This window comes from Psychrobacter sp. DM4 (assembly GCF_051307035.1).
In the GTDB taxonomy this organism is placed as follows: Bacteria; Pseudomonadota; Gammaproteobacteria; order Pseudomonadales; family Moraxellaceae; genus Psychrobacter.
On the sequence record NZ_CP195536.1, the window covers coordinates 1,307,493 to 1,320,457 of the forward strand.

General features: G+C 45.3%; 10 protein-coding genes. 4 read left to right on the top strand and 6 right to left on the bottom strand.

What is annotated here, in order from left to right; all coding sequences use genetic code 11:
• Positions 1 to 233: 233 nt before the first annotated feature.
• Genes ACR64G_RS05630 through otsB form a run of 6 tightly spaced genes read right to left on the bottom strand, consistent with a single transcriptional unit; the run spans position 234 to position 6,238 of the window.
• Positions 234 to 923: a glycosyltransferase gene (locus ACR64G_RS05630; protein WP_435980650.1), complete on the bottom strand. Its 690-nt coding sequence runs from the start codon at positions 921 to 923 to the stop codon at positions 234 to 236.
• Between the two features lie 50 nt (positions 924 to 973).
• Positions 974 to 1,741, bottom strand: coding sequence for a class I SAM-dependent DNA methyltransferase (locus ACR64G_RS05635; protein WP_435980526.1), 768 nt, complete (start codon positions 1,739 to 1,741; stop codon positions 974 to 976).
• A 13-nt stretch (positions 1,742 to 1,754) separates the two neighbouring features.
• Positions 1,755 to 2,591, bottom strand: a complete 837-nt coding sequence (locus ACR64G_RS05640) for a PIG-L deacetylase family protein (protein WP_435980527.1) — start codon at positions 2,589 to 2,591, stop codon at positions 1,755 to 1,757.
• Positions 2,579 to 3,670 carry an acyl-CoA dehydrogenase family protein gene (locus tag ACR64G_RS05645; RefSeq protein ID WP_435980528.1) on the bottom strand — a complete coding sequence of 364 codons (1,092 nt, stop codon included), beginning with the start codon at positions 3,668 to 3,670 and terminating at the stop codon, positions 2,579 to 2,581. Before ACR64G_RS05645 ends, ACR64G_RS05640 begins: the two co-directional genes overlap by 13 nt.
• Before the next feature lie 22 nt (positions 3,671 to 3,692).
• The gene (locus ACR64G_RS05650) at positions 3,693 to 5,291 is read right to left on the bottom strand and encodes an alpha,alpha-trehalose-phosphate synthase (UDP-forming) (RefSeq protein WP_435980529.1); all 1,599 of its coding nucleotides are present in this window, start codon (positions 5,289 to 5,291) and stop codon (positions 3,693 to 3,695) included.
• Positions 5,288 to 6,238: a trehalose-phosphatase gene (otsB, locus tag ACR64G_RS05655; RefSeq protein WP_435980530.1), complete on the bottom strand. Its 951-nt coding sequence runs from the start codon at positions 6,236 to 6,238 to the stop codon at positions 5,288 to 5,290. Before otsB ends, ACR64G_RS05650 begins: the two co-directional genes overlap by 4 nt.
• 890 nt (positions 6,239 to 7,128) lie before the next feature.
• Between otsB and ACR64G_RS05660 the strand changes: the two genes are divergently transcribed.
• From ACR64G_RS05660 to ACR64G_RS05675, 4 genes are all read left to right on the top strand, one after another.
• Positions 7,129 to 8,280 (top strand): acyl-CoA dehydrogenase family protein, encoded by a 1,152-nt coding sequence (locus tag ACR64G_RS05660; RefSeq protein WP_435980531.1) that lies wholly within the window; start codon positions 7,129 to 7,131, stop codon positions 8,278 to 8,280.
• A gap of 111 nt (positions 8,281 to 8,391) precedes the next feature.
• On the top strand, positions 8,392 to 9,600 hold the full coding sequence (locus ACR64G_RS05665) for an acetyl-CoA C-acetyltransferase (RefSeq protein WP_435980532.1): 1,209 nt from the start codon (positions 8,392 to 8,394) through the stop codon (positions 9,598 to 9,600).
• A gap of 56 nt (positions 9,601 to 9,656) precedes the next feature.
• Complete coding sequence (locus ACR64G_RS05670; RefSeq protein ID WP_435980533.1) at positions 9,657 to 11,837, top strand: 3-hydroxyacyl-CoA dehydrogenase NAD-binding domain-containing protein; 2,181 nt, start codon at positions 9,657 to 9,659, stop codon at positions 11,835 to 11,837.
• Entirely contained in the window at positions 11,830 to 12,921 is a 1,092-nt protein-coding gene (locus ACR64G_RS05675) for a CaiB/BaiF CoA transferase family protein (RefSeq protein ID WP_435980534.1), read from the top strand. The genes ACR64G_RS05670 and ACR64G_RS05675 overlap by 8 nt, the downstream gene beginning before the upstream one ends.
• Positions 12,922 to 12,965: the final 44 nt, after the last annotated feature.

Genomic DNA, 12,965 nt, shown 5'->3' on the forward strand with positions numbered 1-12,965 from the left:
AACTGAGCCCACTATAAATCATTTTGAGCAATCGCTCAATTTATATTTGAGTGATTGCTCAAATATTTGTAACGGCTGTTTGTGTTACTGATAGTTTATGACAGCTCAAAGCGTTTCAACTACTCATGTAACGGCAGGGGGTTTAAAAATGAAAATATTGGGGCTTATTGTTAAACATTGTAGAGTGTAATAGCGGCATGAAGAATGAGAATAAAAGCTCGGTATTGGTATAATTACTTTTTATTGTCTTTTTCTATAGTGGCCAAAAATGCGGCAAACCCTTCACTTGCTCGAGCTTGTAAGCGGCTGCTAGTAGTCACGCGGACGCGGTTACTCCAAGTAATTACGTAATTTTTCTTCTCAAATTTTTTAACTAAATCCACATCTTCATGGCATTGAAGGGCTGCAAAACCCCCAACAGCAATATAGGTCTCACTACTAAAGCTTAAGTTTGCCCCATGAATATGACGATGGTTCATTGTGTCTTGGTAATGAGCCAAATAGTCGTCACGCGTTTTAGGTGTCAGATGCGCCCAGCTATCGACACTGACTACGCCGCAAATCATATCAGTAGATTGGCTATTAATAGGCAGGTCAGTGATATGAGCCATTTGCTGCTCTAGCCACTCTGTAGCTACTAGAGTGTCGGCGTCAGTGCAAGCGATCCAAGTTGCACCCTGAGCGATTGCATGACGAACTCCCAAATCACGCACCTGTCCCACACACCGATAATCACAGCTTATATAATCGATCCCAGCATCTTTGACTAACGATAGCGTGTCATCGGTGCAGCTATCTAGAACCACTAGCGTATTGACAGTAATGGTTGAGGGTAACCGTTCAATCGCAGTTTGCACTGATGCCAAACAATCGCTGATAGTCAACTCCTCATTGTGCGCAGGAATAACAATAGCGATGTTCATATTAGGCGCGTCTTGTTTGTCTGTCTGATATCGCTTATCTGTGTCATCTATCATGTTAGGTTTTCTTGCATAGCGACGGACGCAGGGGAGTGCTGCCAAATATCTAACAAAAAATCGCTATCAATAATCTGACTCTGATGCGAAAAGGCTAAGTGTTCTGTGTGATTAGCTGATACATTGAACGCTTGCTGCAAGCGTTGGTGCACTATATCTCCCGTCATATCAAAACCATCGATAGCATAGCGCCAATGACAACAGAGTAAAGTACCGTCTACCGCTAAGTTTTGTTTCACCCACAAGATGACACTATCAACATCAGCGGGCGATAAGTAATATAGAATCTCGCTGATGACGATTAAATCAAAAGCCGTTTTATTAGTGAGACTAGTGTCTGACAAAGGATAAGCGTACAGAGGTGACTCTGCTAAAGTCGATAAGGCATGAGGAATAATGCCATGTATCACCTTGATATGTGACAAGGCTTTCAGGCGTTGTTTGGCATGTTGTACTGCATTGGCGTTACCATCTATACTGACCAATGCCTGACAACGGTGCGCAAGGCATTCACTAAACACGCCATTACCGCAGCCCAATTCAATAGCGTTGTTATACTTAGCTTGTGGCAATACCGCAAGACACATATCGCGTTTTCGCTTTTCATACCAGCGGGTCTGGTACTGCCAAGGATCGCTACTGTCGCTATACAATGCATCAAAATATGTCTGTGAGTAGGCACCGGATTCAGTGCAGTCTATTGAGGTGGTATAAGAGGTATTTGAGCCGTCACTATTATCTGTTTCAGGGTGGTCGTGACTCATTACCGTTGTAGATCTAGGATTGCAGCTCATGCAAATAAACCTCCCAAGGTTGACTGATTCTAGCGATGGTTTGTGCTGATAAAATGGGCGGATTGCCTGTACTCTGATCGGTGCTAATTTGACTGGTAAAGCAGGTAATGGCATGAGACTTACGCCGTACTTGCTCGGCAGTTAAGTCCACTCTGAGAGCGAGATGCCAAGGAACCCGGCTATCAGCAGGTTTAGCCCAGTGCCATGCCCAGATCAAGACTTGATAGCAGGGTAAATGATGCAGCTTGGCATAGGCTTTGACGACTTGTCCTGTAGCCTCATGATCAGGATGTCCATCATGAACAAAGGGCGTCACCAAAATATCGTTAGGACGGATAATGGTTGCTAGTTTTTTCTTAAACAATTCTCGCTCGGCGAACACCTTACCATCAGTGAGCTTAAGAGTAATAGTGGATACTTGAGGCGCGACACCAAGCGCTTTTAAGGCGTTCATGCTTTCTTGCGGGCGAATAGTATTGAGGCGCTCTGGTGGATAAATCTCTGAGTTTGGATGGCTTTGAGTGCCATTGGTTACGTGTACAAGGAGGATGGGGGTGCCATTAACGGCTAAATGCTGGAGCAAGCCGCCACAGCCTAGTATCTCATCATCAGGGTGCGGGGCAAAAATACATACTCTCGTAAGTGCTGTGATGTTTATCGCTATATCTAACGGCGGTAAATTGTGCAGTTCTTGCCAGTTCTGCCATGCGTCTTGACTGGTTCCATCCCCTTCAATCACACGATCACCAACAATCGGATGGTCGTGTTTGATAACACTATCTTTTAGAGACTCAATATTACTAGGTATTATAGTTGCCATATATATCCCTGCCCGTTTGTTGCATCGCCTGATAAGCGATTGGCTGATTCACTAGTCAGCTCGCCAATTTTTTGTAGATCAAAAGCGCCATGACTTTGGCGAATAAACACAGGCAGATCGGCGGCCAGTCTTGCAAAATGTGCATTATTACAAAATGGCGCAGCGCCCAATGCTTGTCCGACACTCTCTAGCACTTGCCTTGCTACTTGCTCAGTGCTTGCTCTGAGTTGGCGAATAGTCAGCTCATGGCTATGCTGCGGCTGGGCGTCAATGACGCGCGCCATATGATGAAAGGACTGCTGAGTCGCTGCTAATGCTATGCTGATTTGACCTAAATACATCGCCTTATAATTACAAGGTTTTTGCTGATAGGCAAGTACCAAGTAATCGGCCAAAGAAATAGCGGCTCCATACCAGCAAGCGGCCACCCCAGCGGCTCCATGCCAGAATCCTGCTCTATTTAAATAGGCATTCGCTGTGCCTACTTGCTCAGCTGTAACTTTATTAAACTGTACTATGGCTGTATCAGTGGCTTGCATACCGACTGCTTGCCAGCCCCTATAATCACTCTCAATGCCCTCTTGCTGCATATCGACCAAAAGCAGCTGCGCATGACCGTTCTTGTCTCGATAGCTCATTAGCCCATAATCGACAATAGCTGCGCCTGAACACCACGCCTTGGTGCCATTCACTATGCCATGCTGACTAAATTTGTCTTGCTCAAAGCTGAGGGGATGGCCCTCTGCTGCCCAAACCGCAAGCAGTCCCTTAATAGGTTTATCGTAGCCTAGTTCCTGCAGTATACTTAGCGCATCTAAATGAGATTCAAACCATTTGGCAAGTGTCAAATCAACGCCGGCGACATAAGCTAAGATTTGCCAGCGCTTAAGTGTATGAGCAAGTAGTTCGTTCTCGCTGGTAGGATGTAGGACATTCTCACTATGCGTAACCAGGATATATAGTATGTCACAGCGCAACTTATCAGTAAGATTACGCGTACTTCGCGCCTGATAATCAGCGGCTATTTTTCTTTCTACAGCCGCTTTTATAGTCTGCAATAAAGGGTTTTTTACAATCACTATAGTGTGCTCCCAGTTATGCTTATCCATTCAATTTATGAGCAGGGTCTGTATGAGCGCAGTCCCCAGATATGCTTTTAGTTTGAGACTTTTTATTGCTATATAAATCCTCTAAAAAGTCTTGCTGCCAGGCGTGAATATCATAGTCCTGTAACCCTGCTAACAGCGTTTGATGACGATCTTTTCGTTCTGAGAGCGGCATCATCAGGGCGATCTTTAAGCCTTGTATCATACTCTTAGTCTGATGTGGATCTATTGTGACCGCTGCCTGCATTTGTGCAGCGGCTCCAGCATATTTGGAGAGTAATAGAACGCCAGGATTATCAGGATTTTGCGCTGCGACATATTCCTTGGCAACCAGATTCATGCCATCTTTGAGCGAGTTTACCCAGCCAATATCGCTTTGCCAAAACGCTCTCATCAAGCTGTCATGGTTGAGTACCTTTTCGCTATAAGCAATGGCTTGCCTTTGATGTGTTTGACAGTCTTGAGTACCGTTATGAATACAGCTACTGGGTAATAAGCTGTGATGACTACTTTTGACCATTTTTTTGACGTCATCATAAAGCTGCTGATAAACAGGTAAATCTAAGCGGCTTGGGCATGCCACTTGTAATAGTTGCAACTGATTTTGATAAATCGGGTACTGCTGAAGAAAATGGACATACGCTGAGAAGCGCTCCAACAAACCTTTAGAGTAATCAATCCTATCTACTGCTATGATTTGCTGCGCTACTGACTTAATAGCCTTGTTGTCAGGGTTAGATGTTGGGTTTTTGCAAGATAAATGACGAACCCGATTTTGGATTTTGTTTACATTGATGCCAATAGGGTAAGCCTTGATACTCAGGCAGTGCAGCGGTGCTAAACTTGTATCAACTCTAAAGTGAGTTCTATCGGATTTTATAGTCCTAAAAGAGCTTTGCTGGATATATGGGAGGGTTGAGGACGAAAGTCTTGGTCGGGTCTTTATAGTGCCTTTCATGTAATATTTTAACACGTCAACACCATTGGCTTTATCTTGTTCAGTTTGTGTACCAAGCACATCATAATGAGCAAGATGCTCTATTAGCTGCCCACTTTGAGCAAGCTTTTGCCACAATAGAAGAGGAGCAAATGGGATGTGCAAAAAAAAGCCGATACGGTTTTTTATACCAAGTTTGCGGCAATAATAAGCCACGCTCAAAAAGTGATAATCATGTACCCAAATCACATCATCTGGCTGAACAACCTTTTGTAATTGCTGAGCAAAAAGATGGTTCACCATCTGGTAACCTGCATAATCATCATCGGCTTGACTCACCAAATCAGGGCGCTCATGCAGTAATAGCCACAGTACACTATTAGCAAAACCACAATAAAAGTGCTGGTATTGCTTGCGTGTGAGCGCTGTGGTCACATAGGTAATGTCTCTATCTGCTGCACGTGTTGATATCGTCCGTTTACTCGTACCAAATGCGTTGATAGTATCATCACAAGCGTCGATAACCTTACCATTCCAGCCCATCCAAATTACTGAGTTACCTACCAATATATCGTCTAATGCTACGGCAAGGCCGCCTGCCGCCTGTGCATCATCAGGCATTTTTACTCGATTAGATAAGACGATTAATCGGCTCATGACTTTGATCTCAGTGTATTTGAGTTCATTGATACAGGACTATCTGGGTGAGAGAGGAGAGACGCTTGTGCTTGAAAAAACTTCAAAAAATGATGGAGTAAGACGACAACGTCATCAGTATCATGCAAATAAAAGCGGGCGTAAGTAGGCTCTTCACCTACCTTGATGCCCATACCCTTTGTCAAGTGTTGATAGTAGTGCTCAGATTTACCCTCCTTCTCGTCAATGACGCCGCTAGGATTCTGCACAGCCAAAAACCCTGCTTCATCCGTAATATCGTCACCCAAAAAAATAGGACAAAGCGTATCAACAGCTGGTAGTCCTTGTAGCAAAGTTAAAATCGCTGTACCTTTGTTCACGCCCTCTGGGACTATCTCCCAAACAAACTTACCTTGTTTTAAGCACCAATTAGGATAGTTATTGCTCACCTTTTCCATGAGATTATAAGCGACATCAGCCAAGGCAGGGTTTTGGCGATAGTGCAAAGCAACAGAGTAAGGTTTATCCTCCAAAGTAAAATCAGCATATGGCGCGCACAGTGCAATAATGATCTGCTTTATATCATTGAGCTCACTGGGGTCGACAGGTACAGCGGTCGTAGACTCATCATTATTAAGGCTACTATTTAAGCCGTTATTGGGTACTATCTCTAAACCATGCGTAGCTGCTATTGGCAATACTAAGGGCGATAGCATCTTTTGTGCCTCAACCAGACTGCGACCTGTGACAACCGCAATGCTAACACCCAAGCTCTGTATCTGTTGCAATAGCGTCAAAGTGGTGATGGGAATAATGCTGTCTTTTGGGTCAAGGGTAAAGGTAGCCAGTGTACCGTCTATGTCCAAAAACAGACAGTACTTCTTATTGTAAGATAAATGGTCAGCGATTTTGTTTGGCTGAAGGTGTATAGGCGATGTATTTACGCTAGAGTCAGGTGCAGGAGTCATATTTATTCCTTTAGTAGAACGTGACGTCAGAGCTAATACGATGAAGGGTTGTAATGAGATATGTGTAGATTAGGGCGTGTTTTATCAGTCGACCGTAATACTGACAGAAGCTATTTTTTAGACAATACCATTAAAAACAGCAAGTTTAGATATTCTAAGCGTCTACTGTTGACAAGTAGGTGGAAAAAACAGTCTCTGTCTGTGTACTTATACTACGTTGTAAACCGAGTTAAAGCACGAGCATTACCGTCGTTTTAGGCTTGGTCTGGAACAGTTTTGGTAATCAGCGATGCCTACTCGCGAAAGATCAAACACGCTTTGAGTATTTATGGACAAAATAGCACAAAACTTGTAATAAGTTTGCCACAGTGCACAGGCAAAAATACGCAATGGCGTATAGATTTTATTAGTATTAGTCCTTTAATTCAATAAACTCTAGTTTGACAATTTGAGTATAAACATACTTATTGTTAGGAGCATAAGAGAGCTGACACCGCGTCTGGTTACAATCAGATCGTCACATAACTTCTTGCGCAGATGATGAATAGACACCTTTGTTGCACTAAGCGTGGGTCGTTCCACTGATCTTTTTTAACTGTATAACGCATTATTGATAGTAAGGAAGATGACGATATGAGCATCCCTCCCAGCTCACAGCTTATTGACGTATTTATTTAATAGTAATATTAATTACTATTAAATAAATATCGATTGCAACCCTATACTTACTATCCTAGTATATGACCTATGATTTGGTGGATAGGAGCGATGACCAAGCTCGATATTAGGGTAATTATAATTACCATTTATTTTAACGCTTGGTATTACCGCTGCTTTGTACTGCAAAATATTTCTATTAGCACAAGCTAACATCGCCAAGGATAAAGGTTATGAGCATTGAAAATTTAGCCCCAAACTGGATGACTGAAGAGCGTAAAATGGTCTATGAGAGTGCGCTTAAAATGTTTCAAGGCTGGGAGCCAAATGATGAGAAATGGCGTAAGAATGGCATGATCGATCGCAAGGCTTGGGAGGAGGCTGGCGAGAACGGTTTTTTATGTGCCTCAATGCCCGAAGAATATGGCGGCGGCGGCGGCGATTTTCGTGATGAAGTTGCGATTATCTATGCACAAGCAGAATCTAATCAGTCAGGTTTTGGCGGTATCGTTCACTCAGGCATCGTAGCCCCCTATATCTTAGGTCATGGTACTGATGAGCAAAAACAAGAGTGGCTACCCAAAATGGCGACGGGCGAGTATATCGCAGCCATCGCTATGACAGAACCTGGCACCGGTTCTGATTTGCAAGCGCTTAAGACTTACGCGGTAAAAGATGGCGATGACTACATTATCAATGGCTCAAAAACTTTTATTACCAATGGTCAGCATGCTAATTTGATTGTGGTAGCCTGTAAGACAGACCGTGACAAAGGCGCTCAAGGTGTCTCCCTTATCGTCGTAGAGACTGATGCTCTAGAAGGATTTGAGCGCGGTCGTAATCTCGATAAAGTTGGCCTGTCGTCACAAGATACCTCAGAGCTTTTCTTTAGTAATATGCGTGTACCACAAAAGAACCTGCTCGGTCCGATAGAAGGGATGGGCTTTATTCAGATGATGCAAGAGTTGCCGCGTGAGCGCTTGATTATTGCACTGACAGGTATCGGCGCGATGAAGCTGGCTATTAATCTGACTCTTGATTATGTCAAGCAACGTGAAGCCTTTGGCAAACCCGTTTGGAGATTTCAAAATACCAAATTCAAAATGGCGGAGTGTTATGCCAATTATCTAGCTGCTCATAGCATGTGTGATCTGGCGATAGATGCCATCATGGAGAATAGACTGTCTATTCCTCATGCCTCATTGATCAAATACTGGGTCACTGAAAAGCAGTGCGATGTGATCGATGAATGTGTGCAGTTATTCGGTGGTTATGGTTATATGAATGAGTATCCTATCGCCCGTCTATACGCTGATGCGCGGGTGCAAAAAATCTACGGCGGCACCAACGAGATTATGAAAGAGCTAGCTGCCCGCTTTATGTAATTTGCTTTATGCCAAAGATGTCGCTGGATTTATTAATCAAGTCATCTAGTTGTTTATTCCATGTACTATCCATTAATTTGTTACCTATCCAAAAAGTAAAAAGGGATTTTTATGACTGAGACCGCTTATATCTATGACAGTATCCGTACCCCACGTGGTAAAGGTAAAAAAGACGGCGCTTTATACCAAGCGTCGCCTATATGGCTGGTGCGTGGCTTGTTAAAAGAGATGCAGCAGCGCCATAACTTGGACACCAGCTTGGTGGATGATGTGGTGCTGGGCTGCGTGACTCCCGTGGGCGAGCAGGGTTCTGACATTGCTCGTACTGCGGTCCTTGATGCCGGCTGGGCGCAGAGCGCGGCGGGTTTAACGTTATCTCGATTCTGCGCCTCAGGACTTGAGTCTATTAACCTTGCTGCGGCCAAAGTCATGTCGGGCATGGAGGATTTAGTCGTCGCAGGCGGCGTTGAGTCTATGAGCCGTGTGCCTATGGGTTCTGATGGTGGTGCGTGGTACATGGATCCACGAGTCAATGAAGCGACTGGCTTCGTACCACAAGGGGTTGGCGCTGACACAATAGCCACGCTCAATGGCTTTAGTCGCCGCGATGTTGACGCGTTCGCTACTGAGTCGCATCGCCGCGCTGCTAACGCTTGGGAGCAGGGCTATAATAATAAGTCAGTCGTGCCCGTCACAGACATTAACGGTATGTTGTTATTGGATAAAGATGAGACTATCCGTCCGAATACCACGGTTGAGACCTTAGCAGGGCTAAACCCCTCTTTTGTGATGCCCGGTCAGATGGGTTTTAACAGTGTTATTTTGGATAAGTACACCACTATCGAAAACGTAAACCACGTGCATCATGCGGGCAACTCATCAGGTATCGTTGATGGTGCGGCGATATGCTTGGTCGGTAGCGCTGCTGCTGGCAAAAAAGCGGGTCTTACGCCGCGTGCCAAGATCACTATGGCCTCCGTCATCGGCTCAGAACCCGCTATCATGCTAACGGGTCCAACACCCGCTTGCCATAAAGCGCTCAAAAAAGCGGGTATGAGCGCCTCTGATATTGATCTTTGGGAGATCAATGAAGCCTTTGCCGCCGTTCCTATGAATACCGCTCATGACCTAGGTATCTCGCTTGATATTGTCAACGTCAATGGCGGCGCTATTGCTATGGGTCATCCGCTGGGTGCTACGGGCGCTATGCTCATGACTACCGTACTCGATGAGCTAGAACGCCGCGACCTCAAAACCGCTATGCTCACCTTGTGCGTCGGTGGCGGTATGGGTATTGCGACTATCATTGAGCGAGTATAACCTCTCTATTTACCAAAATAAAAATGATAACTTTGAGATCATTTAAAGGATAAAAAATGACTACAAATACAGACAGCATTGACGCTATAAACACTCTAGCTAATTTTTCAGCGCAGCGTGATAATGACGGTATCGTCACCGTCACTATCGATCAAAGCGATCGCAAAATGAACGTGATAGGCGATGGGTTTACTGACGCTTTTGCCACTTTGACGGACAGCTTTATTAATGATGAGTCTGCTAAGGGCTTAATCTTAACCTCAGCAAAAGACAGCTTCGTGGTTGGCGCGGATATCGATCAGCTCTCTAACATTGAAACTGCCAAGCAAGCATTTGATCTGGTCGAAGACTTAAAAGCCTGCCTACGTAAACTTGAGAGCGAAGGTAAACCTGTGGTCGCTGCTATGACTGGCACCGCATTAGGTGGCGGGCTTGAGCTGGCGTTAGCCTGTCACTATCGTATAGCGATTGACTCGCCAAAGACTAAGCTGGGTCTACCAGAAGTTAAGCTAGGATTGCTGCCAGGTGGCGGCGGTACTCAGCGCCTGCCACGGCTTGTTGGTATCCAAAAAGCGCTTGAGCTGATGACGCAAGGGGTTGAGCTACGGGCTAAAGCGGCCTTAGATATTGGTCTTATTGATGCAACAGCTACTGATAACGATGATATGGTAGCGCAAGCGAAAGAGTGGATAAAAGCCAATCCCAAAGTACAACAACCTTGGGACAAAAAAGGCTTTAAAATCCCAGGCGGTAACAGCATGCATCCCAAAGTGGTGCAAGTGTTCTCTATCGCGCCTGCCATGGCCAATCAAAAGTCGCATGGCAATTATCCTGCGATCACGCATATCATGTCTAGCGTCTTTGAAGGCTGCATCGTCGATATCGATACCGGTCTTGAGCTTGAGTCGCGCTTTTTTGCCGCTTGTGTCTTATCGCCTGAATCTAGAAATATGATCAATACCCTTTGGACGCAGCTCAATAGCATCAAAAAAGGTCAATCTCGTCCCGATGGCGTTGAGCGCTATAAAACCAAAAAGGTCGGCATTTTAGGCGCAGGTATGATGGGCGCAGGTATTGCTTATGTCAGTGCCAAAGCAGGACTAGAGGTCGTATTGCTCGATACCGAATTGGCAGGTGCTGAAAAAGGCAAAGCCTACTCTACAAACCTCCTAGATAAAGCCATCAGTCGTAAACGCTCTACTGAAGACAAGAAGCAAGCGCTACTGGATCGTATCAAGCCGACCGTCTCTTATGACGATCTAGCAGATTGCGATTTAATCATTGAAGCGGTGTTTGAGAACCGTGAAATCAAAGCCAAGTGTACGCAGCAGTCCGAAGCCGTGATTCCAGAATCAGCGGTTTATGCGTCTAACACCTCAACCTTGCCTATTACCGGATTGGCCCAAGCAAGCAAACGTCCTCAGCAGTTTATTGGTTTACATTTCTTCTCGCCCGTCGACAAGATGCCGCTGGTTGAAATCATTGTCGGCGAAAAAACTGACGATGATACCTTAGCCAAAGCTTTTGATTATGTATTGCAAATCGGCAAAACGCCAATCGTCGTCAATGACAGTCGCGGGTTTTATACTTCGCGCGTATTCGGCACTTATGTGTCAGAAGGCGTCACCATGTTAGGCGAGGGCGTACATCCGCGCAGTATCGAAGTTGCTGGTATGAAAACCGGCATGCCTATGCCGCCACTAGCGCTACAAGATGAGGTGTCACTAAGCTTAGCCTTGCTTGTGAGCGAGCAGCAGCAAAAGGATATGCAAGCGGAAGGCAAAACCATGCCAATGCGTCCGTCGTACGATATTCTCAAAACTTTAGTCAAAGAGCATGACCGTGAAGGTAAAAAGAACGGCAAAGGCTTTTATGAGTATCCCGATAAAGGCGATAAGCACTTATGGCCTGAGCTGGTGAACTTATATCCCACAAGCGCTGAGCAGCCAAGCCAAGAGGACTTGGTAGATCGTTTGATGTTTATTCAAGCTAACGAGTCGGCTAAGTGTTTTGAAGAAAATGTCGTGCGCTCTGTCGCTGATACCAATATCGGCTCTATCTTTGGTTGGGGTTTTGCGCCGCATCAAGGCGGTACATTACAGTTCATTAATTCTATGGGTGTCAAGCAATTTGTAGCTCGTAGTCGTGAACTTGCCAAGCAGTATGGCGAACGTTTTGAGCCAGCTAACATCTTGGTAGAGATGGCGTCAAGTGGCGAGGATTTCGTAGATGGCTAATAATGATATTTCAAATACATCAGCTATTAGTCAGATGAGCGATTGCTTACAAGGATTGCGCATCATAGATTTGACGCGCAATCTGCCGGGGCCTTTTGCCACGCGTCTGCTTGCTGATTTGGGTGCAGATATCATCAAAATCGAGCCCAAAGGTGGCGATCCTGCTCGCGCCTTGGGTGGATTGTTTGATGCCTTGAACCACGGTAAAACAATCGAAAAGGTCGATTTTCGTGATGAAAAGGGCATAGCGTCAGTCAAAGAGCACCTCAAAAATGCTGATGTTATGCTCGATAGCTTTCGCCCTGGAGTGCTAAAGGGTATGGGTTTGGACGCCCAAACCTTGCATGCAATAAACCCAAAGTTAGTTATCGTCTCAATCACAGGCTATGGCATGGTTGATGGCAGCGACGTGACTCACGACTGGGCGGACAAAGCCGGTCACGATATCAACTTTATGGCGATGAGTGGCGTACTCGATCAGCTGCGTACCGCAACTGGCGAACAGGCTATGCCCAACGTCCAGTTCGCAGATTTGGCAGGCGGTAGTGATACGGCAGTGATTGCCTTGCTAGCAGCGGTTTTTGCCGCTCAGCGCACGGGTAAAGGTCGCCATGTTGCAGTTAGTATGACGCATAGTTTATACAATCACATGGTTATGCCAAAGGCGACAGGTACGCTAGTTAAAAGCTTCTCAGGTCAGAATCCACCGCCTCAGCATGACTTTTTGGGTGGACTGCTACCGTGCTACCGCTTATACAAAACCTCAGATGATCGTTACATGGCAGTGGGTTCATTGGAACTTAAGTTCTGGCAAGGATTGTGTGAGGTTCTAGAGCTATCTGAGCTCAAAGACGCGCATTGGCAGCGCGGTGTGATGCCAAACCTGCCTGCTAGCAAAGAGGCCGCCGCCAAAGTCACTGAAAAGTTTGCCAGTCAACCGCTTGAGTTTTGGCAGCAAGCTTTTAAATTAGCTGATGTTTGCGTCACTCCTGTTTTGAGCTTAGAAGAGGCTAAGGCGCATCCACTATTTGCTCATCAAGACGAGCATGACAGCACGATAGGATGGCAAGATATTAAGTCATGATTTTCATGTATAAGTTTTAAAGTTGTTTGTTCCCTAAATCAATT